Below are 23,000 nucleotides of genomic sequence, written 5' to 3' on the forward strand. Positions count from 1 at the left end.
TTAATTTCCTCCTTAATGATTTAAAAGTTCTTTAATCTTCTTCTTGGCTGCCTGGTGAGCAGACAGATCATTGATAAGGTCAGCCGGGTAATACAGCTTATGATCCGTCCGCCTTTTCCCTGAAATGGCTTCAACAATCGATGATTCGCGTGATAATTCGCGAAGCGTGCCGTCCGGCAATAGCAAATGAATCGGAAGCCTCTCTTCTTCTTCGCCCGGACGATAGAAATCGTAAGGTAAATCTGAGGATGAATCAACAACCAGATAATATTCAGGGTCAATATCAGCCTCATGGAAAGCTTCGCGAAGTTCATAAAATACATCAAAATGCTTGTTTGGACTAAATTCAACATACTTAAATAACCGTCTATTAATAAACCGTTGGCATAAATCTCTTAGAATATGATCTTCCTCATCCAACCAAACTTGAAAATAATACATAATGACTGATTCATCTAATTTAAGATAATCATTTAATAACAGTTGTTTATTAAACAGGGGAATAAATGGGAGCGGCTGTTGTTTAAATTCGTAGCCTTTATAATACAGTGATTTAACCCGCTTTAAAATTTTCGATAAAATCACTTCCGCACTGCGTGTGACAGGATGAAAATAAATTTGCCAATACATTTGGTAACGGCTCATGATATAATCTTCAACCGCATGCATACCGCTCTGCTTAATGACGACCTGGTCATCATAAGGCCGCATGACCCGCCAAACCCGTTCTAAATCAAAATTGCCGTAACTGACGCCGGTATAATAAGCATCACGAAGCAAATAATCCATGCGGTCAGCATCAATTTGGCTTGAGATTAGACTGACAACAAGTTTGTTCTCATATGTTTTGGCTATCACTTCCGCCACTTTCTTTGGAAACTCGGCATCAACCTTCCGTAAAACCCGGTGAACTTCAGTATCCCCTAAAATAATCTCTTGGGTAAATGCCTCATGATCAGTATTAAACACTTTTTCAAACGTATGTGAAAAAGGACCGTGGCCGATATCGTGGAGAAGCGCAGCTGAAAGACAAAGCAGACGTTCATCAGGGTTCCATTGCGGATGCCCGTCAAAAACATCAATGATTCGTCTAGTAATTTCATATACACCTAACGAATGGCCAAAACGGGTATGCTCAGCACCATGAAAGGTTAAATATGTTGTTCCCAATTGACGGATCCTGCGCAGCCGCTGAAACTCTGCCGTACCAATCAATTCCCAAATTAATCGGTCCCTGACATGAACGTACCGGTGGACGGGATCTTTAAAAACTTTGACTTCATCTAGCTCTGCAAAATTCTGAGACACTTTACTCACATCCTGTCTAAACATGACATTATTATAGCTTGTTCAAAAGGAAATTTAAATGTCATTTTCATCCGTAAAGCTTCTAAAAGGACATATAAAAGCCGGTATCAAAACAAAACTAAACCACATAAAAATTTTTTTATGAAGAGCGGTTAACGTTCAATGATTCAAAGAACTCAAGTAAGCAATAAAACATGGTATAATATGTGCGGATATTAGTGAAATGAGGAGAAAAATAATGGATTCAATATTGTATCAGCCAGGGTGGCGGGTGATTGATCAATCAACACTTGGCCCTGCCTTTGAAGCCAAGCAATCCTTCGCTATAGATGATGCGCTTTGTTATTCGGTCGGCAGCGGGGAATCAAGCTGCGCGGCCCGGACGTGGGTCCATCATGATACGATTATTTTAGGGATTCAAGACACAAAGCTTCCCCATCTGAAAGAGGGATTAGATTACTTAACATCACAAGGTTATCATTACGTTGTTCGTAACTCCGGCGGGTTAGCCGTTGTTCTTGATGAAGGCGTTTTAAATATTTCTTTAATTTTCCCCGAAAAAAACCATCGGATTTCTATTGATCAAGGTTACGCGGCTATGGTTTCTTTTTCAGAAAAAATGCTCGAAGCCTATCACTTAACGATTGAAGCGAGAGAAATTACAGGTTCATATTGCCCGGGACGATATGATTTAAGCGTTGATGGCAAAAAATTTGCCGGTATCTCGCAACGGCGCCTTCGTCACGGTGTTGCCGTTCAAATTTATTTATGTGTTGACGGCAGCGGCTCACAGCGCGCAGCTCTTATTAAGGAATTTTATAAAAGAAGTTTGCAAGATGAGAAAACAACCTTTGAATACCCTGTCATCCAACCCGAAACAATGGCTTCTTTATCGGAATTAACAGGGAAACCGCTTGATGTCGGAAAAATGATGATGCATTTTTATCAAACGTTGCAATCTATAAGCCATGTTATGCCCTCACAGCTCACCTTAGAAGAAGTTAAACGCTTTGAAGAAAGTTATAAGCGCATGGTTGACCGCAATGAAAAAGCGTTCAGGTTTTAGAGGTTGGAGGTTGGAAGCAAGAAGTCAGAAAGACCTTAATACCCGCCTGTTAGGCGGGTATTAGCTGTTTCAAGCCATTTCTGACTGCAAGTAATAATAAATTAAATCGCCTGTATGGCATAAAGAATCGCGGTGTGTCCTCTCATAAGCATGTGAGGCGTCGATCCCCGGTCCAATCAAACCGTGAACAATGTCATGACCAGCCCTAATCGCGGCAGAAGCGTCCGATCCGTAGAAAGGATAAATATCAACTTTATAACCAATATCGTTTGTCTCAGCAAGTTCAACTAAATGTTTTCTTAAACCATAATGATAAGGGCCGCTTGAGTCTTTTGCGCAAATGGATACAGTATATTCATCGGTTTCCTGGCCGTCACCGATCGCGCCCATGTCAACCGCTAAATATTCAGCTGTTTGTTCGGGAATATTAGAATTTCCCCCGTAACCGATCTCTTCATTGTTAGAAATTAAAAAGTGTGTAGTATACGGCAGTTTGATCTGCTTTTCCTTTAATTTTCCGATCACATGCAGCAGCAATGCCACACTCGCCTTATCATCCAAATGACGTGATTTTACAAATCCGCTTTCGGTAACAGAAAACCGCGGATCAAACGAGACAAAGTCGCCGACACGTATGCCAAGAGCTTCAGTTTCTTCTTTGTTTGTGACCTTTTCATCAACGCGAACCTCAATGTTCTCGTCATTACGTTCTAATTTACCGGCATCCTTATAGACATGAACTGATGTTTGATGCATTAAAATGGTTCCAGTATAACGTTTGCCGATTGCTGTTTCGATTTCACAGTATTCACCTTCCGCCATATTCCAAGGGAAACCGCCGATTTTTGTCAGCCGTAATCTGCCGTCAGACTTAATTTCTTTTACCATCGCACCAAGTGTATCGACATGCGCAGTCAGAAAGCGATGTTTCGTATCATCATCACCTTGAAGCGTGACTAAGAGTCCGCCTTTATGATTCCGTTTTGTCTCAATCCCAAGATTTTTAAAATAATCTTCTACATAGCTGATGACTTGTCCGGTATTACCAGAAGGGCTTGGAATCGCTGTCAATTTTGAAATTAATTCGATAACTTCGTCTCCATTTACAATGTGCGCCATTTAACAATACCTCCATTTGATCATGTGGCTTTACAAATATTATTCTCTATGTAAGTTGTTAACAAGCATTATTGAAGTTTAAGTTAGCATAAATATTCAAAACCGTAAACTAACTGGACTTTAGAATATAAAAAAGACTTCTCACCTAAAAAAGGATAAGAAGTCTTAGCATCTTTAATCAGCAATGCTTTGCATAGCTGTAATCAGTGCCAGATTGTATACATCTTCTGTGGAGCAGCCCCTTGAAAGGTCATTAACAGGCTGGTTCAGCCCTTGAAGAATTGGTCCGACCGCATCATAACCGCCGAGTCGCTGCACCATTTTATAACTGATATTACCTGCTTCAAGGCTTGGGAAAACAAACACATTAGCTTGTCCTTTAAGAGGTGAATCAGGCGCCTTTTTAGCAGCCACTTCAGGAACATAAGCGGCATCAAACTGAAACTCGCCGTCAACAAGCAATTCAGGTGCCTTTTCTTTAACAAGTTTTGTTGCTTCAATGACTTTATCCGCTGCGGGATCTTTTGCCGAACCTTTTGTAGAGAAGCTGAGCATGGCTACACGCGGTTCAATGCCAAATGCTTTGGCAGTATTTGCGCTTTCTACCGCTGTTTCAGCCAAATCATTGCTGTCAGGTGCGATATTAATGGCACAATCAGCAAAAACAAGCTGCTCGTCGCCTTTTACCATAATAAAGGCGCCGGAAGTTTTTTTCACACCGGGTTTGGTTTTAATAATTTGCAATGCCGGGCGTACTGTGTCAGCTGTTGAATGGGCCGCACCGCTGACTAAGCCGTCTGCTTGTCCCGTATAAACAAGCATCGTGCCATAATAATTTTCATCTTGAAGCCACTGTCTTGCCTGTTCGTCCGAAGTCTTCCCTTTTCTTCTTTCAACAAGTTTTTGAACAAGCTCTTCAAAACCAGCATCATGATCAGGGTGGCGCAGTTCAAGCTGCCCTGCCTTTTCTAATTCTTTTACTTTATCGTTAAACTGGCCTTGTTCACCAACCAGGATTGGTTTTACAACTTTCTCTTCGGCAAGCCGGATCGCTGCTTCTACAATTCTTTGATCGCCGCCTTCAGGAAAAACAATCGCTGGCTGTGCCTTTTTAACTTTAATTTTCATATCCTCAAACATTTGAGTCATCATTTATCCTCCTTGCTGGTCTAACTATTATTAGAATACACTTAATAACTGTTTTTATAAACCAAAATAGAAAGCTGAAATCGCTTACCCATTTAATTCCTATTATTCTTAACACTTTTCTTTTAAAAGACATATCCACCCTATTTTTGACAAAAAAAAAACAAAAAGGCATGTTTTTACAAGGAATCTTTGGACTATGATATATTTAGAGAGAAAAATGAATGAACAAAGGGGTGTCAGCTATGAGTGAAGCAGCTCAAACATTAGACGGCTGGTATTGTTTGCATGATTTCCGTTCTATCGACTGGACGTCCTGGAAGAAGCTCCCGAGTGACGAACGGGAAGCTGCCATTCAGGAATTTTATACATTCCTCGATAAATGGGATCTCATGCAGCAAAACAAAGAAGGCAGCTATGCCTTTTATTCCATTGTCGGGCAAAAGGCTGATTTTATGTTAATGTGGCTCAGGCCAACGATGGTTGAACTGAACGAAATAGAAACAGCCTTCAATAAAACGAAACTTGCTGAATATACGATTCCGGCATATTCATATGTTTCAGTTGTGGAATTAAGTAATTATTTAGCAGGAAAGTCTGACGAAGATCCAATGGAAAATCCGCATATCAAAGCCCGCTTAAACCCAATCCTGCCTAAAACTCAATATATTTGTTTCTATCCAATGGACAAGCGTCGCGAAGGCAATGATAACTGGTATATGCTGTCAATGGAAGACCGCCGCGAAATGATGAAGAGCCATGGTATGATCGGCAGAAGCTACGCCGGGAAAGTAAAGCAAATTATTACAGGTTCTGTAGGCTTTGATGACTGGGAATGGGGCGTGACATTATTTGCTGAAGATGTCCTCCAGTTTAAAAAATTAGTCTATGAAATGCGCTTTGACGAAGTCAGTGCGCGTTATGGTGAATTTGGCGCCTTCTATGTTGGCGCGCTTCTTAACAAAGAACGTTTTTCACAAATGATGACTGTTTAGACAAAAGAAATTAGATACTTGATATCAATTATTCTAAAAAGCAAGATCTTCCTTTAATTTTCTTGCCTTGATATCTATACGCAGATTATTCCCCTCTAAAGTGAGGGGATTTTTTTTGTCATAAATAAGCCCGCCTGTCATAAAAATGTTCATAGAGTTGATTTTGAATCTTTTAGAAGTGTTCAATAAGCCGCTGTTCAGTATAAAAATAAGGAGTGATTTAAATGAGTTACCAACCATCATCCCCATATGGAAACTGGCCTTACGGTTCTTCTGCTTATCCAGGCGGAGACAGCTTTGCCCCACCAATGCGTGCAGAAGCCCATGGGCCATATCCAAGTTCAGGAATGATGCCATCTCAGTTCCAGGGCGGGCAAATGATGCAAGGCGGTCAGCCAGGCCAAGGTTTTCAAGGCGGTCAACCGTCCGGAGCAGCCTTTGGCGGCGCGCAGCAAGGTGCTCAGCCGTATGCCGGAGCGACACCTTCAGCTATTATACCGTCAACTGAACAATCATATATTGAAAATATTTTAAGGCTTAATTTAGAAAAAGTCGCATCTGTTTATTGTACTTTTGAGAATAACAAAGAATGGAATGCAAAGGTATTCCGAGGTGAAGTAGAAGCTGCCGGCCGTGATCATGTCATTATTAATGATACTAATACAGGTACAAGATACTTAATCCCAATGGTTTACGTTGACTACGTTACTTTCCAAGGCCCTATGAACTATTCCTATCCATATGAATAAAGAAAGCTGAATTTTAACACGCCATATATCTGTTTAGCCGCCGATTGGTTCATGGCGGTTTTTATTTTTTATATAAAAAGGCATGAACAGGAAAGCCCCGTTCATGCCATGATTATTTATTAATCCAAGCCGTGCATATAATTGTGAATTTTCGGTGCAATAAATAAGAGAATGACACCAAGGATAACCCCAATAATCCCAATAATGCCGAAATACGCGACTTCAGTATGCGCATTATATAACGGGGTTACTTTTGCATTGATTGCTTGCCCCGCCGCATCGGATAAAAACCATAAGCTCATGATTTGTGCAGAAAACGCTTTTGGTGCAAGCTTCGTTGTGACTGATAACCCTACCGGCGACAAACATAATTCGCCGAGTGTTACAAGAAAGAAACTTAATACAAGCCAAAGCGGACTCACCAGCTTGTCTGTCCCATACATAAGAGCCGGAATCAGCAACACTAAATAAGACAGGCCGGCCAATATTAATCCAAGAGAAAACTTATTTGGCGTAATCGGTTGGCGCTTCCCAAGCTTTAACCATAAAGCCGCAAAAATTGGAGCAAAAATAATGATAAATACAGGATTAAGAGATTGAAACCAGGAAGATGGAATATGGAATCCCCACAAGTCTAATTGCGTTCTCTCATTAGCGTAAATGGCTAAAGTAACGGAGCCTTGTTCCTGTATCGACCAAAACATCACAGCAGCAATAAACAGCGGAATATAAGCAAGGAGACGCGATTTCTCTACAGCTGTTGTTTGTTTGCTCATAAACATAACGACAAAGTAGCATATCGGAATAACAATACCCAAAATACTGATGAGGGTAGTAAAGCCATTAACCGTTAATGTATGCGTTATCATCCCGACGATTACTAATAGAACGATGATCACCGCACCGATCATTAATCTTGTAAATACTTTTTTCCGTTCTTCGGGTTTAAGTGGATTTGCAACTCTCTTTCCTGCATCCCCGAGGCTTTTCCGTCCGCTTATCACATAGAAGATAAGTCCCAGTGCCATACCAACAGCCGCTGTTGCAAATCCTAAGTGATAATTAACTTTTTGACCTAACGTACCGGCAATATACGGCGAAATGAAAGCCCCTAAATTAATGCCCATATAAAAGATGCTGAACCCTGAGTCGCGGCGGGCATCATCAACACTGTATAAATCGCCGACGACTTTAGATACGTTCGGTTTAAGTAAGCCTGTTCCCATGACAATAAAGAACATTGAAACGAACAGAGCCGTAAGTCCTCCAGGAAACGAAAGCGCAATGTGCCCTAACATGATTAAGACGCCGCCCCAGAAGATGGTGCGTCTGTTTCCTAATAAGCGGTCAGCAATCCACCCGCCAATAATTCCTGACATATATACAAGTGATCCGTAGACAGACATAATAGCAGCGGCTGTCCCTTGATTGATACCCAAGCCGCCGTTTGAGATTTTGTCATACATATAAAGGATAAGAATAGCCCTCATGCCATAATAAGAAAAACGTTCCCACAGTTCAGTAGAGAATAAAGTGAAAAGCCCGCGGGGATGTCCAAAAAAACCTTTTTGCGGTATATCTTTCAATTCTTGATCTTTAGAAGACAAGCTGAAACGACCTCCCTTTACTGGTTGTCTAAAAGCTTTTATGATTTTGGGATTAAAAATTTTAATCATAGAGTTTTAAAATTTGACAAATAACAACACAATCCATGAAATTTCGTCTCCTACTTATCTATTATAATTTAACTTGGCGTGTTGTAAATAATAGTTTACATTATTAAGTAATTATCTTGAAAACGCTTAAAAACTTTAAAAAGAATGTTCACAAATTTGACATAAAGCGCTATCATTAATTTATGACCGTATTTTACAAAATCCCCTAAAATATTCAGAAAGAGAGGCGCCTTAATATGAAGAAATTACTGAAAAATTTAACGTTTCAAGTCGTAGTTGCTATTATATTAGGTATTATTGTCGGACTTATATGGCCAAATATCGCACAGCATTTGCAGGTTCTTGGCAACACATTTATTAATGCGGTTAAAATGGTCATTGCCCCTATTATTTTCCTGACTTTAGTACTTGGCATTGCCAAAATGGGCGATATGAAAAAGGTTGGCAAAGTCGGGGGAAAAGCAATTATCTATTTCGAGGTTGTAACAACGATCGCCCTTATTATCGGGCTTATTGTCGTTAACATCGTGAACCCGGGAAAAGGCATAGATCCTAATAAAATTCCAAAAGGCGACGCATCCCAATTTACTTCAGGCGGCGGAGATAAAATTAATTGGGTTGACTTTTTCGCTCACATCGTACCATCCAATGTTTTTGATGCCTTTGCCAAAGGCGATATTTTACAAATTTTATTTTTTGCTATCTTATTCGGTATTGGACTATCTGCACTGGGTAAAAAGGGACAGCCTGTTATTGACTTATTTGACAAGTTGTTGGACGTCTTCTTTAAAATTATAAGTTACATTATGAAAGCTGCCCCAATCGGCGCCTTTGGCGCTATGTCTTTTACAATAGGCAAATTTGGTCTTGAAACAATTGGACCGCTTGCCAAAGTCATGGTTTGTATGTATGTAACAATGATATTGTTTGTTTTTATTGTTCTGGGCATTATTTGTAAACTGTACGGTTTTAGCTTATGGACTTATTTAAGATATATAAAAGATGAAATACTCATCGTACTCGGTACAAGTTCTTCTGAATCCGTTTTGCCGAGAATGATGGATAAGATGGAGCGATTTGGCTGTCCGCAATCAGTTGTCGGTCTTACTATTCCAATGGGATATTCTTTCAACCTTGATGGGACATGTATTTATTTGACGATGGCAACTGTATTCCTGGCCCAAGTTTTTCACGTGCCTCTTAGCCTGGAACAGCAGTTATTAATTATCCTGATTCTTATGCTGACATCAAAAGGTGCAGCAGCAGTTACCGGCGGAGGCTTTATTGTACTCGCTTCAACACTCACAGCCATGCATGTTATTCCAATAGCAGGCCTTGGTTTATTGCTCGGCATAGACCGTTTCATGAGTGAAGCCCGTGCCATAGTTAACCTTATCGGCAACGGGATCGCGTCTATTGTGGTATCAAAGAGCGAAAAGGACTTTGACGATACCAAGCGTCAAAACGTCGAATTAGCATTAAAGTCAGGCAAAAAAGCTTCTTAATATAAAAAGAAAGACACGTCTTCTATTTAACGTGTCTTTCTTTTTAGGACTTTATAAAGGCAATAATAACCAACAGCCAACTCACCAGGAATGCGACTCCGCCTAACGGTGTAATTGGTCCGAATACTGAAAGCTGCGTTGTACTGAGCATATAAAGACTTCCGGAAAATAATATAATGCCTATAAACATGATCCAGCCGGCCCAGTTTAGAAGTGAGGATTGGCCTTGGAATACTGTGATAGAAAGAATGCCTATAAGGATTAGCCCCAATGCATGCATCATTTGGTATTGAACGCCTGTTTCAAAGACACTTAGATGCTGCTCACCGATTTTCGCCTTGAGTACATGGGCGCCGAATGCTCCAAATGCCACAGCAAGAAATGCAAAGGCACTGCCAAAAATAATAAAAAGCTTGGACATAACTTTTCACACCCTTCTCCTTTAATTTTTTTTTACCAGTCAAGTAAATATATTTAATATGTAGTGAATATCAACTTTGTCCCCATCATATCACATTTTCTTCAAGAAGGTCCCTTAAGCCGTCCAAGGTTCACAAAACTGAAAGAAAAGGAAGATAGATAATCAAGGCCGTACATGACGGCACGGCCTTATCTGCTTTGTAAATGAAAACTTAAGATTTCCTTAAGCGCTTCTGGATATTGATTTGTATAAATTCGATAATAATCGCCATCACAGACCGCTTGATAAGATGAAAACCCATTTTCAGTCAAAAAGTCATTTATATCATCAATCGTTTCATTTCCGCTAAATAATTTCTTCATACCAACATAGTCACCATTGACATAAACATCATAACGGTCATTTCGGTCATATAAACTATTCCAATCATCTGTCTGGAAATCTTGTACAAAAGGTGTATCATCTAATGACATAAAATATACTCCTTTCATTTACAATTTAACCTCCCAAACCATGAATATTAGTGTTAATCTCTGGTATTAAAGCCATAGAAAAATTGGTATGAGAGTTATATGCTTTTTTAAGACAGACTATGAATAGTTTTAAGTAAATGATACAAAAAAAGCTGTTCTTATAAAAAGAACAGCGCCGAGCGAAACATCTCGATTAACTACGAGCTGCGACGAGAAGTTGGCGATACATCCATGAATATGCTGCGGCGCAGGAGCACCAAGCAATACTTCTCGAACTTACTACGAGCTGCGACGAGAAGTTGGCGATACATCCATGAATATGCTGCGGCGCAGGAGCACCGAGCAATGCTTCTCGAAATTACTACGAGCTGCGACGAGAAGCGGCGTTTCCAGATCCGCCAATCAGCAAGTTTTCATTATTCAATTTCCGGGGCGGCTTCCAAAAAACGGGCGACAACTGATTGCATCCATCGTTTGTTTGACCCAAAGTCGGCAAAACCGATTCGTGAAACGGAACGAAAATGGATTTCCTTTTGCTGATCATTAAAGTAAAATTCGGCGTCATGGTAAAACTCTAAAATAGGCGTTTTAAATTCGACATATATATATTGGTCATTCTGCTCTTTAATTTCAGTTTTGGGCAGTGATTCAATCGTATTAATTAATATTTCCTTAGCTTGTGGAAGTGTTAATTGTTGATAAGAAATTGGGAGCATTTTACGATTTAAGTTTGGATGTTCCGTGGAAACACAATTTGACTTTTTTGGACATGGGGCAAGCCTGCCTTCTTGTACCCCCAAAATGTTGTTTTTTTCCTTCGCCATGTCTTTTCATCATCCTTACCGTAAGCCCGCAGGCTCGTTTCTGCAAACATTACTAATTATAGTTCCTAGTCCCTGTAACGGTCAATAATTTTAACATAATATCCTGTCAGAATGTGTATAAATATTCATTTTACACATGATCAAGTCTTTTTCAATTCTAAATGCCATTCTGAAAGATTCGGTTCATTTAAAACATGATCAGCCGGAAATATAAATGTCCAAGGCATACTTGTATAAGGCGGCACATCAAGGTCATAATCCGCAAAATAGTATTCAGCCACTTTACAGCTCTTTTCATAATACAAAAGAGTAAATGGCAAAGACACCCGCTTGCCGGTCCGATTTTCAATTAAAACCGAAGCTAGAATATCCTGTTGGTAGTTCCTGGCGACCCGAATATTTTGAAGAGCTAAATCTTCTTTCCCCCGGCTTTGATGAAAAATCTCTTCTATTAAAATGCGATCTTCTTTGGATAAAGCCTTCTCCCATTTTTCATGAAACAATAATTGCTGCATGTTATACCCACTGCTCTCTTATTTTAAAAATTTAAGACCAGCCGGTAAGCTAGTCCCATATGAGTTTAAAATCAGTGATTTTCTTGAAGTTTATGATGCTTTTTCTTTCCTTGCGCTCTTTTCGACTTCTTTCTCTTATTGATAAGCAATCCAGCGATAACAACAATGACTGCCAGAACCAGTTCAAGAATCTTATCAAAAGGGAACCCTTGATTAACAAACCATTGATCAATCGCTTTATCCCCTAAGATCATCTCTCCTGCAGTATAACCAAGTAATGCCGAGCCAATGATAACGATGATTGGAAAACGATTCATCAGTTTCATGAGAAGCTTACTGCCCCAAACAATTAATGGAATGCTGACGGCTAACCCGACGATAATAAGAAAAATATTATTATGAGCCGCGCCTGCTACAGCGACAACATTATCTAAGCTCATTACTAAATCGGCAACTATAATTGTACGGATCGCCGCCAATATATTTGAACTTGCTTTTAGATCAGTATCTTCCTCTTCAATTAACAGAGTAATGGCAATATAAATCAATAAAATTCCGCCAATAATCTTAACAAATGGAATTTGCAGCAGCCATACAGCAATAAAAGTAAGGATGATTCTTAAAATAATAGCGCCAAAGCTTCCCCAAAAAATCGCTTTATTTTGCTGATTATTCGGCAGATTACGGCAAGCTAATGCAATAACAACCGCATTATCACCGCTTAATACGATATTTATTAGAATAATCTCCAATAAACCAATGATAAATGAGCCGATCAAATGATAACATCTCCTATTATAATATCTTTTCTAAAGTATACCCCCATTACCTGTCTTATTCAAATAGATCCTATAGAAAATTTGCCGATTGACATAGTGTTACAAAAAAAACGCCTGACGAAGGTCAGACGCTTTAATTTGCTATTGGTATAATTTATATAATGCTTGCGTACCGCTGTCTTCTTCACCTGTATCCGCAAGTTTTTCATAAAGGGATTTTGCAAGTTCAAGTCCAGGCGTCATAAGGCCCATTTCCTCCGCTGATTCTAAAGCGATGGTCATATCTTTAATAAGGTGTTTGACATAAAATCCCGGAGCAAAGTCACCTTTCAACATTCTTGGACCAAGGTTTGACAATGACCAGCTGCCAGCCGCGCCTCTGGTGATGCTTTTTAACACTTGATCTTCATCCAGCCCTGCCTTTTTAGCATAAACCAATGCTTCGCAAACACCTATCATATTAGAAGCTACTGTTATCTGGTTACACATTTTTGTATGCTGGCCTGCTCCTGCTTGACCTTGATAAACAATATTCTCGCCAATCACTTTAAACATTGGCAGCATCTCATCAAAATCTGCTTTATCACCGCCAACCATAATAGATAATGTTCCTTGCTCTGCGCCGATGTCACCGCCGGAAACAGGTGCATCCAAGGCATGAATCCCTTTTTTCTTCGCTTCCTGATATATTTTCTCAGCAAGTTTCGGTGAAGAGGTTGTCATATCAATGACAAAGCTTCCCGGTTTTGCATGCGCTAAGACGCCATTATCAAAGTAAACTTCTTCAACATCTTTAGGATAGCCGACCATTGTGATCATAATATCAGATGCTTCTGTAACAGCCTGTACGGTATCAAACCACTCCGCGCCCTTGTCTACTAAGGACTTTGCCTTTTCTTTCGTGCGGTTATAGACATTCACATGAAAACCTGCCGATAATAGCTGGTTTGCCATACCTCTTCCCATCACACCTGTTCCGATAAAACCTATCTTTGTATGATGATTCAAAAAGATCCCCTCCATTTTCTATCATTAGATATATAAGGAACTTCTTTTCTTCATCTTGCCATTAAACATACTCATCTGGATCAATCTTACACTCTTTTAACGGAATCACTTTTGTTTTCTTAACTATTTTATAACCAAACCATAACACGAGAAAGAGCGGAATACCAAGATAAGCGACAACGAGGCTCATCCAATCTATATGGCTTCCAAGGAAGGCTTGGTAGTCTTGTGCAAGTATAACGATTAAACAGACAAGGAATCCAAATATCGGTCCAAAAGGATACCATTTTGCTCTGTATGGCAGATCTTTAACATTATATCCTTGAGCGACATAAGCCTTACGGAAACGATAATGGCTGACCGCAATACCAATCCAGAAAATAAATCCTGTAACCCCTGCGGCATTTAACAGCCAATTATAAATCGCGCCGTCTCCAAATATAGAAGCCAAGAAAGCAAGCGCCCCGACAATAGCTGTAGCTATTAACGACCAAACAGGTACGCCGCGTTTATTTAACTTTGCGAATATCTTCGGTGCCTGACCGTCTTTCGCCATCGCGTACAGCATACGGGTCGAAGCGTAAAGACTGGAGTTGCCGGCTGACAGTACCGCGGTTAAAATAACAGCGTTCATGACTGAAGCGGCAAAGGCAAGCCCTGCTTTCTTAAATACTAAAGTAAATGGACTGACCATAATATTTTGGCTCATTAAGCTATGAGTCGTATATGGAATGATCATGCCTATAACGAAAATCGCAAAAATATAAAAGAGCAGAATCCGCCAGAAGACGCTGCGAATCGCGCGCGGGATATTTTTTCTTGGATTTTCACTCTCTCCTGCCGCAACACCTACTATTTCTGTACCTTGGAAGGAAAATCCTGCCGCCAAGAAGATCGCAAATACAGCTGAAGCTCCCCCGTGGAACGGCGCATCACCGACAGTAAAATTCTTAAAGCCTGCGGCATGTCCATTCATAATACCAAAAATCATTAATAAACCAACAATAATAAATATAATAACGGTCGCTACTTTAATAAAAGCAAACCAGTATTCACCTTCACCATATCCTCTTACGGAAAGGTAATTGATAGCAAACATGATGACTAAAAATAATGCACTCCATAATAGAGACGGGCTGTGCGGAAACCAAAACTTCATAACGAGTGCAGCAGCAGACAATTCGGTAGCTAAAGTTATTGCCCAGCTGTACCAATAATTCCAGCCAAGCGCAAATCCGAGCGCCGGATCGATAAACCTCGTCGCATACGTGCTGAATGAGCCGCTCGTCGGCATAAATGCTGCCAATTCTCCTAAGCTTGTCATAATGAAATAAACCATAATACCGATAATAATATATGCTAATAACGCGCCTCCGGGACCTGCGGTGTGAATAGCTGTGCCGCTTCCGAGAAACAGTCCTGTACCAATTGAGCCGCCTAAAGAAATCATTGTCAGATGTCGGGCTTTCAACCCTCTCTTCAGGTCAGCCGAATGAGCGGATTGTGCGTTTATTGATTGCTTAGATTGTTTCGTCATACCTTTCACCCCTTTTCAAAAGCATTTATGATGTGTTTGAAAATATTTTGTAATTTTTCAATTATTATAATAACCTATAATAACTAAATAAAAAAGCCCGCCTCTTAATCAAGAGACGGACTTTTTCCGCGGTACCACTCTAATAGTTCTTCAATTGAAGAACCTCTTATATCTGATAACGGGATGCCCCGGCAAATTCTAGTAAACATCATGATGTCGTTCAAACAGCTTCTCGAAAGTGCGGTTCATTATTTTCTAGCGCCAGGCTTCCACCATTCCCCGGCTCGCTATTGCATCAAAAATAACTACTCTCTTTGTCATCGAATGATATTCTAAGTTGTTTAAGATATTTAAAAGTATAAAACAAATTACTTTTTTGTCAACTGATTATCAGATGTAAAATATCGCCATTACTTAGTCTATCTTCCTATCAAAGTCGCATTGCTTAAGGGGAATCACTTTTGTCTTTTTAATAAACTTATATCCGAGCCAAACTATTAAGAAGATCGGAATGCCAATATAGGACACAAATAACCCGTTCCAATCGATATGTCCGCCGAGAAAGGCACTATAATTCTGCCCGATAACAACAATCATACAGACGATAAATGCAAATATCGGACCAAACGGAAACCATTTTGCACGATACGGCAAATCATTGAGATCCCGCCCCTGGGCAACATAAGCTCTACGGAAACGATAATGGCAGACTGCAATGCCAAGCCAAGCGATAAATCCCGATAACCCGGAAATATTTAAGAGCCATGTATAAACAATACCGTCTCCGAAAATCGATGCAAGAAAAGCAAACGCACCAATTAAGGCCGTAATAATAAGCGCCCAAATCGGCACACCGCGTTTATTAACTTTTGTTAAAAAGCGGGGTGCTTTTCCCTCTTTGGCCAGTGCATAAAGCATACGTGTTGATGCATATAATCCAGAGTTACCGGAAGATAAAACAGCCGTTAAAATAACTGCGTTCATCACAGATGCCGCAAAAGCGAGTCCCGCCTTTTTAAAGACAAGCGTGAACGGACTGACCATAACACTTTCGCTTGCTAAGCTTTTATTTGTGTAAGGAATAATTAAACTAATCACTAAGATCGCTAATACGTAAAACAATAGAATGCGCCAAAAAACACTTTTCATCGCGCGGGGAACGGTTTTTTCAGGGTCATCACTTTCACCGGCGCTGACACCCAAAAGCTCGGTTCCTTGGAAAGAGAATCCAGCCGCTAAGAAAATGCCGAAAGTCGCAAGGATCCCGCCATGAAAAGGCGCATCTCCAATTGTAAAGTTTTTAAACCCTACTGTATTGCTGTGAAAGATACCCAGTATCATTAAAATACCGACAATAAGAAAGATGATAACCGTGGCAACTTTAATAAAGGCAAACCAATACTCAGACTCACCATAAGATTTTACGGATAAAAAATTAAGAAGAAAAATAATAACTAAAAACAAAGCACTCCAAAACAATGATGAGCTGTGAGGAAACCAAAATTTCATGACAAGTGTCGCTGCAGAAAGTTCAGCTGCAATCGTAATTGCCCAGTTAAACCAATAATTCCAGCCTAAAGCAAATCCGAAAGCCGGATCGACATACCTGGTAGCATAAGTGCTGAATGAACCGCTCGTCGGCATGTAAGCCGCAAGTTCCCCCAGACTGGTCATTAGAAAGAATACCATTATACCAATAATTAGATAAGCTGCAAGCGCCCCGCCTGGTCCGGCCGAATGAATCGACCCGCCGCTGGCTAGGAAAATACCGGTACCGAGCGCTCCGCCTAACGAAATCATCGTTAAGTGGCGCGACTTAAGGCCTCTCTTTAACTCATTTGAATTATTTTCAGGCTGATTGTCATCCATTATCATTATCAAATCTCCTTTTCCTTTTAGAGGATGTTCAAAAAGTCCGGGAAACATGTCCTCCCTTTTGAACTCACACTTTTAGAATGGGAAGGAGAAGGGTAAAAAAATACCGTCGAAAGAAGCTCTCGACGGCATTAAGAAGCCCTCATCATACCTTCCATCGATAGCTCAACACGCAAGGATTACTCACGTGACAGTTCTGCCCCTATTCGGAAACAGCCCCAGCCCGTCCAGTAAGAGAAACCTGAATGAACTTCGGCGATTTTTCCTTTCATGCAAACTCTTAAACTTCTCTTAGTCTCCTCTGCATTACTGATAAAAACCGCGACCTCTACCTCACCTAACTTAACTTATATGATGAGGATTTTGTGTCTATTCAATTAAAATTTCATTGTATATGACAATATTTAAATTGGCAATGGTATATGGTACGCTGGCAATAAAATAGTTCGATAGGCGGTTTTCAGCTGCTGCTTATTGACCTCTGTCTAATTTAACCAGTGATATATCCAGATTATTAATATAAGACTTTTTATATATAATAACATATGGCGATATGTTAATAAAAGAGATTTAGTAAAAAGGTTTATGTTTCCAAGAAAACAAGCTTGTAAGTTTGTTATGATGACAAGCGTTGTTAAGATAGAAATTACAAAACCTTGGTTTTATTATACCTAATTCAAAATAGTCTTCGAAAATCCTTTTATTTTCCCCAAATATGAAAATGATAAACCTTTTTAATTTAAAAAAATTAAAAACCATTCTATCAGTATTTTTTTACTTATTTAATATGCTCAGTTAAGTAGTCAATAGGGATTTCAAATTAAAGAAGAAAGACAAACCTTTTCTTTCTTGTAAGATATTCTAACATTAAAATATAATAAAGTTTAAAAAAGTCAAGGATTTAATCTTTTAAAAGGGGGACCTTTTGTGAATTTTGTTGAAATAGAATTTTTGTTTTTGGCTACAATGGCAATATTATATAGTCTTTTTTCAATTTTTGTAAGTCTCTTACTGTATATAAAAAAACAAATTGCCTTAAATAAATTTAATTTTAAGAGGAGTTTTTTTAATTGGATTGATGACTTTAAAAGTTCAATTAAAAGGGGTAGAGAGGTACTTAATGCAATTAAATTAAGCAATAAATATCGTAATAAAATTTTTAATAGTATTTTTGTACTTAGTACCTTATCTAAAACAAAATGGCGATTAGTCATTTATGGATTATCCTTTGGAACAGTAGTTTTCTTTGCCACTTTTGGGCTTTATTTAAATAGAATGCCCTTAGCTTTAAGAATATTAATTATTATAATGATTATTATTCTAGCTTATGGTTTTGGAGAATACATAAGTGCTCCATTTTTAAAAGTTTCAACTGTAAAGTCAAACAAATTCCCAAACAAAATTCATAAGATTTTTACTGTCATATTTTCAAACTATATAAAACTATGCCTTCTGGCTTTATTTTGTATTACTATTCTTGAAGTTAATATTGAAAATAACGGGGGTAATTTATTTTCTTTATTAATTACTGTAATCCTTACAACAATTTATTCTTGTTTATATTTAAAATTTGCAATTGATAGCACCAGGAATTGGTTATTTCATATAATAATCTTTTTATTTATGATCTGTTGGGTTTTCTTCATAATTGGGGTGGCTTTTGGTTCATATTATTTAGAACATAATGATGTTTTCAATATGTTCTCTTCGAAGGAAGTAATTTTACTAAACCATAACTTCAAATGGAAACATCTGTATTATATGATAAGCATGGGTTTAACACCTTTATTCTCTTTACAATCTAAATTTAATATACAGAATCCATTAACGTTAATTACTTTGCTAGAGTACTTATTAGGATATATATTTACAGCCATATTTGTAGGCTTTTTTGTATCATATTTCTCGACAAAATTTAATGAAAAACTAAAAAGGTAAACGGACATTAAGTAATAAATGAGTTTCAATGTGAATTTTTTATTAAAATTTAATTCTCATATATAAGCCTCCCATTCTAACGGGAGGCTATACAGAGTTTACATCGAAGTATCTTTTGACTTGTTTCTTGACATACTTGCTGATTTGAAGCCGGCGAACAATAAGACAGCCGCAATGATTAAATGCAGAACCGTGTCTGCCGGAAGCAGCATCATACCCATAATATTTTGGGTAAATAAACCCGCCAAAAACATTAGCGAGTAGATAGCTCCGAATACTTTCGCGCATAATGAGCTGCGCGCTTCATTACTGCTGCTAAGCAGCATCACAATGCCGGAAATAAGATGCACCATATTGTGATTCATCGTTAATGAGAAAAACCCTTCAAACGGCACAAAGTATCCGACTATTCCTATGACAAGAAAAATAAAGCCTAGTAAACGCACTGTATGCTTTGCCATAAAACTTTCACCTCTTTAAAAAAGATTGCTAAATTTAATTTCACGATAACAATCCTTTCCAATTAAGGCGCATTTTATACTGTTATAATGCGTTGATTTATACTACTAGTTTACTTTAATCAATCTTTTTAATCAGCGGACTCAATTTCAACTCTTCCAGGTTATGGGCACCAATCCCGAACATCGCCATTTTAAGTTCCATTTCAATTCGCTCAAGTGTTTTGTCAAGGGCTTCTTCCGACTCAACAGCATCCTTCAAAATTGACCGCCCAAACCCTGCCAGATCGGCACCTATTGCTATTGCTTTTGCCGCATCGACACCTGTATATAATCCCCCGCTCGCAACCAAAGTTTTTTGATTGTCGGGAATAGCCTTCCTCACATCAACAATACAATCAGACGTAGGAATGCCCCAATCGTAAAAAGCTTCAGCAGCCTGAATTCGGACAGGGTCTTTTGAACGAAACTTTTCAACTTGAATCCAGGAGGTCCCGCCGGCGCCCGCAACATCAACAAATGACGCTCCGGCGTCAAACAATTGTTTAGCCAGTTGACCGTTAATGCCCATGCCGACTTCCTTTATGCCGACGGGCACCTCAAGTGTTGTACACACACTTTCAATCTTTTTTAATAGACCGGTGAAATCCGTATCACCTTCTGTTTGAAAGACCTCTTGCATACTGTTAAGATGCAGCACCAATGCATCTGCTTGTACTATATCTACCGCCCGGCGGCATTCATCAACACCATATCCTGCATTTAATTGAACCGCCCCCAAGTTAGTGAAGATTGGGATAGACGGTGCCGCTTTTCTCATATTGTAAGTAAATCCGAGCTCCGGGTTTTCAAGTGCGGCACGGACTGACCCGGTGCCTACCGCCCAGCCTCTTTTTTCAGCTGCAGAAGCCAAGTGCAAATTAATCTCCCAAGCTCTTTCAGTCCCCCCGGTCATTGAGCTAAGTACTAATGGGGCCTTAATTCTTTTATTTAAAAATGTTGTTGAAATATCTATATCTTTAAAATTGATTTCCGGCAAAGCTTGATGAATGAACCGGAAGTTTTCAAACCCGGTCGTTATGCCCCGTCCGGATACTTGCTTATTTAAAGCAATGTCTATATGTTCGGATTTCCTTTTTTCTGTTGAATGTTGGTCAGACAAAGTAACTGCTCCTTTGTGAAAAAAATTCCTGTATATTAAAAAGATTTACCTTATATGTTTCGTCTATTCATCATGTTAACCTTATCAACAAACGATAGACAATAAGAAATACCCAAAGAACTATTATTATGTCTGGATATTTTATAATATAACGGTCCATCACATCCATAAAAAAATACTTGAAATCTTAAATTATATGTATAAAGCTATGAAACTTGGCAATACTAGAATTACAACGGTTTCCCCCACCGTTCAATATACATTTTTATTCCTTGGGCTAATTAATAGCCCTCTTTTTTTTTGCACTTTCAGAAGATTTAACTTCACTAAAGGATGAAAGTATAAGTACAACTTGGCACCAGCCAAGTTTTCTTTACCGTTATTAAACTTTTTAATATTTACATAAACTAACTTAGAGCCATTCAGTTATAATTAAATTAGAGGAATAGAATGTAAAATTGGGGTGTTCAGATGAAAATACTTGTATTAGGGGCGACGGGTCGTGTTGGTTATCGCGTTGTAAAGTTAGCATTAAAGGACGGACATAAAGTAACCGCTTTCGTGCGGGAAACTTCAAGATTAAATATCTCACATCCGAATCTATCAGTCTTTATTGGCAATGCCTTAAAAAAAGGGGATATTCTTTCCGCCGTTAAAGGGCAAGACGCTGTTATCAGCGCTTTAAGCACAGATCGGGGTGAAACATTATCGAAAAGCGCGCCATTGATTATTGAAGCTATGAAAAAAGAAGGCTTGAAAAGGATTATAACGATTGGTACAGCCGGAATCTTAAACAGCAGAGAAAACCCTGACATCTACCGTTATCAATCATCAGAATCGAAAAGGTCTTTGACCAGGGCCTCTGAAGAACATAAAAAGGCTTTTGAATACCTTTATAACTCCAATCTTAATTGGACTGTCATTTGCCCAACCTATATGCCTGATGGCAATGCTGAAGGCAGATTTCGTATAGAAGCAAACTTTCTTCCAAAAGGCGGTGAAAAAATTACTGCCGGGGATACTGCAGAATTTGCTTATTCTCAATTATTTGATGACAGCCATATTAAACAGCGGATTGGCATCGCCTACTAGGTTTTTATTTTATAAAATAATGTCCCCGCCGCTTTTTTGATTTCCGGTTCCCGGCTTTTTTGATAAGAAATTATAAAACAAGTCGAAGGTCCTGCCGACTTTTCTGTATCGAGTTTGCAGGACCACTCTGATATATTTAGATGATTATCACTAAACAGCCCGGTTAATTCGCTGGCAATACCCTTGGACCCTACCGGCACAAGCTCATAAATGCCGTCCATGTGACATAACTGTTTGAAAAGTGTTAATGACGCTGCATCATTTTTTTGAGATATAACTTCATCTCCGACAAGCGGCCGGCCGATAACGGCAAACCCTGCTCCCGGCGGTGTCACAGCGATTCGCCGTTTGGAGCGGGCTGCCTTGCCAATCACCGTAAAACCAACCGCCGATTGCAGCATTGAAAAATTCGTTTCGCTGCTGCCCATGATAGGCAGTATAGGAATTTTTAATTCACGGCAAATTTGTGTGACGCTTTTTTCAAAAGTCCGCCATACTGGGCCATTAACGAAATTTTGTACAATAACAGCAAAAGGCCTGCCTCCAACCGCAAGACATTCCATTAATGTGACGCGCAAACTGGCATATGCTAAAACATCATATGAAACGTTAATTTCATCATACTGTTTCTCACCGATTGCCCCGGCGCAATCTGCTGTAATAACGAGTTCTTCATCTTCTGATAATGGAAAAAATGACGCATCACGCATAGGAATCTGTCAATCCTTTCACTAAGATCAAATGATTTTAAGCCAATTAATATTCTTTATCCTTCCGTTTGCCGTCCCTAAATACCTTAGCACTGCGAACGTATTCAACATCTTTGACATTCAATCTAAAATTGATCACCCGGGCTAAAGCAAAGAAATAATCAGACAGCCGGTTAACATAAGCGAGTGCTAACGGCGGTACATCTTCACTCGTTTTCGTTAATTTTACTATCAAGCGTTCGGCACGCCTTGTAATGGTTCTCGCAATATGGATTGTTGCCGCCGCGCTTGTGCCGCCGGGAAGAATAAACCGCTCAACATTTGGCGCTTCCGCAATAAATTGATCAATCCGCTCTTCCAGTTCATCAATAGATTCTTTTTGCAATTTATAGGAACGATGTGATGTTACATTTGCTAAATCTCCGCCGCAATCGAAAAGCTCATGTTGAATTTTTTCAAGGTCTTGTAAAACATCTTTAAATTTGTCCTCATTAAGCTCTGTCATCGCCTTGCCTACAAAGCTGTTGACTTCATCAATCGTACCGTAAGCCTCAACACGCACATCATCCTTATCCACGCGTCCGCCGATAAGACCTGTCTTTCCCTTATCACCTGTTCGAGTATAAATTTTCATATAATCATCT

The 23,000-nt window shown here is 39.2% G+C and carries 22 protein-coding genes, 1 riboswitch and 1 other annotated feature; of the genes, 6 read left to right on the forward strand and 16 right to left on the reverse strand.

Translation table 11 applies throughout. The features are described from left to right. Window positions 1-12: 12 nt before the first annotated feature. Window positions 13-1,332 (reverse strand): HD domain-containing protein, encoded by a 1,320-nt coding sequence (locus ACFQRG_RS02750; protein ID WP_380963391.1) that lies wholly within the window; start codon window positions 1,330-1,332, stop codon window positions 13-15. Between the two features lie 214 nt (window positions 1,333-1,546). On the opposite strand from ACFQRG_RS02750, the gene lipL reads away from it, so the two are divergent. Then, on the forward strand, window positions 1,547-2,374 hold the full coding sequence (lipL, locus tag ACFQRG_RS02755; RefSeq protein ID WP_380963393.1) for an octanoyl-[GcvH]:protein N-octanoyltransferase: 828 nt from the start codon (window positions 1,547-1,549) through the stop codon (window positions 2,372-2,374). Between the two features lie 69 nt (window positions 2,375-2,443). On the opposite strand, the gene ACFQRG_RS02760 is transcribed toward lipL, so the two are convergent. Beyond that, entirely contained in the window at window positions 2,444-3,493 is a 1,050-nt protein-coding gene (locus ACFQRG_RS02760; RefSeq protein WP_380963395.1) for a M42 family metallopeptidase, read from the reverse strand. 174 nt (window positions 3,494-3,667) lie between these two features. After that, window positions 3,668-4,645: a phosphate acetyltransferase gene (pta, locus tag ACFQRG_RS02765; RefSeq protein WP_380963397.1), complete on the reverse strand. Its 978-nt coding sequence runs from the start codon at window positions 4,643-4,645 to the stop codon at window positions 3,668-3,670. Between the two features lie 239 nt (window positions 4,646-4,884). Between pta and hemQ the strand changes: the two genes are divergently transcribed. Beyond that, a complete protein-coding gene (gene hemQ, locus ACFQRG_RS02770) occupies window positions 4,885-5,634 on the forward strand; it encodes a hydrogen peroxide-dependent heme synthase (protein WP_380963399.1) in 750 nt (249 codons plus the stop codon). 224 nt (window positions 5,635-5,858) lie between these two features. Next, window positions 5,859-6,383, forward strand: coding sequence for a spore coat protein GerQ (gerQ, locus tag ACFQRG_RS02775; RefSeq protein ID WP_380963401.1), 525 nt, complete (start codon window positions 5,859-5,861; stop codon window positions 6,381-6,383). Between the two features lie 119 nt (window positions 6,384-6,502). On the opposite strand, the gene ACFQRG_RS02780 is transcribed toward gerQ, so the two are convergent. After that, window positions 6,503-7,990: a peptide MFS transporter gene (locus tag ACFQRG_RS02780; RefSeq protein WP_380963403.1), complete on the reverse strand. Its 1,488-nt coding sequence runs from the start codon at window positions 7,988-7,990 to the stop codon at window positions 6,503-6,505. Between the two features lie 305 nt (window positions 7,991-8,295). Between ACFQRG_RS02780 and dctA the strand changes: the two genes are divergently transcribed. Next, window positions 8,296-9,564, forward strand: a complete 1,269-nt coding sequence (gene dctA / locus ACFQRG_RS02785; protein WP_380963405.1) for a C4-dicarboxylate transporter DctA — start codon at window positions 8,296-8,298, stop codon at window positions 9,562-9,564. A 43-nt stretch (window positions 9,565-9,607) separates the two neighbouring features. Here the strand turns inward: dctA and ACFQRG_RS02790 are convergent, their stop codons facing one another. The 8 genes from ACFQRG_RS02790 to ACFQRG_RS02825 all read right to left on the reverse strand — a co-directional run bounded on the left by ACFQRG_RS02790 (window position 9,608) and on the right by ACFQRG_RS02825 (window position 16,996). Then, the gene (locus ACFQRG_RS02790) at window positions 9,608-9,985 is read right to left on the reverse strand and encodes a DUF423 domain-containing protein (RefSeq protein WP_380963407.1); all 378 of its coding nucleotides are present in this window, start codon (window positions 9,983-9,985) and stop codon (window positions 9,608-9,610) included. A gap of 188 nt (window positions 9,986-10,173) precedes the next feature. Beyond that, window positions 10,174-10,458 carry a hypothetical protein gene (locus ACFQRG_RS02795; protein WP_380963409.1) on the reverse strand — a complete coding sequence of 95 codons (285 nt, stop codon included), beginning with the start codon at window positions 10,456-10,458 and terminating at the stop codon, window positions 10,174-10,176. Between the two features lie 416 nt (window positions 10,459-10,874). Then, entirely contained in the window at window positions 10,875-11,282 is a 408-nt protein-coding gene (locus ACFQRG_RS02800; protein WP_380963411.1) for a DUF1499 domain-containing protein, read from the reverse strand. Window positions 11,283-11,422: 140 nt separating this feature from the next. Beyond that, a complete protein-coding gene (locus tag ACFQRG_RS02805) occupies window positions 11,423-11,797 on the reverse strand; it encodes an SLAP domain-containing protein (RefSeq protein WP_380963413.1) in 375 nt (124 codons plus the stop codon). Window positions 11,798-11,868: 71 nt separating this feature from the next. Then, a complete protein-coding gene (locus ACFQRG_RS02810) occupies window positions 11,869-12,573 on the reverse strand; it encodes a TerC family protein (protein WP_380963539.1) in 705 nt (234 codons plus the stop codon). Window positions 12,574-12,717: 144 nt separating this feature from the next. Beyond that, window positions 12,718-13,599: an NAD(P)-dependent oxidoreductase gene (locus ACFQRG_RS02815; RefSeq protein ID WP_380963415.1), complete on the reverse strand. Its 882-nt coding sequence runs from the start codon at window positions 13,597-13,599 to the stop codon at window positions 12,718-12,720. A gap of 46 nt (window positions 13,600-13,645) precedes the next feature. After that, the gene (locus ACFQRG_RS02820; protein ID WP_380963417.1) at window positions 13,646-15,121 is read right to left on the reverse strand and encodes an amino acid permease; all 1,476 of its coding nucleotides are present in this window, start codon (window positions 15,119-15,121) and stop codon (window positions 13,646-13,648) included. A 108-nt stretch (window positions 15,122-15,229) separates the two neighbouring features. After that, window positions 15,230-15,451: a binding site (T-box leader), on the reverse strand. 84 nt (window positions 15,452-15,535) lie between these two features. Then, window positions 15,536-16,996 (reverse strand): amino acid permease, encoded by a 1,461-nt coding sequence (locus ACFQRG_RS02825; RefSeq protein ID WP_380963419.1) that lies wholly within the window; start codon window positions 16,994-16,996, stop codon window positions 15,536-15,538. A 153-nt stretch (window positions 16,997-17,149) separates the two neighbouring features. Beyond that, window positions 17,150-17,335, reverse strand: a riboswitch (Lysine riboswitch). A 588-nt stretch (window positions 17,336-17,923) separates the two neighbouring features. Between ACFQRG_RS02825 and ACFQRG_RS02830 the strand changes: the two genes are divergently transcribed. Then, window positions 17,924-18,934 (forward strand): hypothetical protein, encoded by a 1,011-nt coding sequence (locus ACFQRG_RS02830; RefSeq protein WP_380963421.1) that lies wholly within the window; start codon window positions 17,924-17,926, stop codon window positions 18,932-18,934. A gap of 98 nt (window positions 18,935-19,032) precedes the next feature. Here ACFQRG_RS02830 and ACFQRG_RS02835 read toward each other — a convergent pair whose 3' ends face one another. Together ACFQRG_RS02835 and fni are read right to left on the reverse strand one after the other, a co-directional pair. Continuing rightward, window positions 19,033-19,395, reverse strand: a complete 363-nt coding sequence (locus ACFQRG_RS02835; RefSeq protein WP_380963423.1) for a DUF4383 domain-containing protein — start codon at window positions 19,393-19,395, stop codon at window positions 19,033-19,035. Between the two features lie 115 nt (window positions 19,396-19,510). Continuing rightward, complete coding sequence (fni, locus tag ACFQRG_RS02840) at window positions 19,511-20,554, reverse strand: type 2 isopentenyl-diphosphate Delta-isomerase (RefSeq protein ID WP_380963425.1); 1,044 nt, start codon at window positions 20,552-20,554, stop codon at window positions 19,511-19,513. 471 nt (window positions 20,555-21,025) lie between these two features. On the opposite strand from fni, the gene ACFQRG_RS02845 reads away from it, so the two are divergent. Continuing rightward, on the forward strand, window positions 21,026-21,646 hold the full coding sequence (locus ACFQRG_RS02845; protein WP_380963427.1) for an NAD(P)-dependent oxidoreductase: 621 nt from the start codon (window positions 21,026-21,028) through the stop codon (window positions 21,644-21,646). Here ACFQRG_RS02845 and ACFQRG_RS02850 read toward each other — a convergent pair. After that, on the reverse strand, window positions 21,643-22,356 hold the full coding sequence (locus ACFQRG_RS02850) for an ATPase (protein ID WP_380963429.1): 714 nt from the start codon (window positions 22,354-22,356) through the stop codon (window positions 21,643-21,645). The genes ACFQRG_RS02845 and ACFQRG_RS02850 overlap by 4 nt on opposite strands. A 46-nt stretch (window positions 22,357-22,402) precedes the next feature. Beyond that, window positions 22,403-22,990 carry a cob(I)yrinic acid a,c-diamide adenosyltransferase gene (locus ACFQRG_RS02855; protein ID WP_380963431.1) on the reverse strand — a complete coding sequence of 196 codons (588 nt, stop codon included), beginning with the start codon at window positions 22,988-22,990 and terminating at the stop codon, window positions 22,403-22,405. Window positions 22,991-23,000 lie beyond the last annotated feature (10 nt).

Source organism: Scopulibacillus cellulosilyticus (genome assembly GCF_042665295.1).
GTDB classification, from domain to species: Bacteria; Bacillota; Bacilli; order Bacillales; family Sporolactobacillaceae; genus Scopulibacillus_A; species Scopulibacillus_A cellulosilyticus.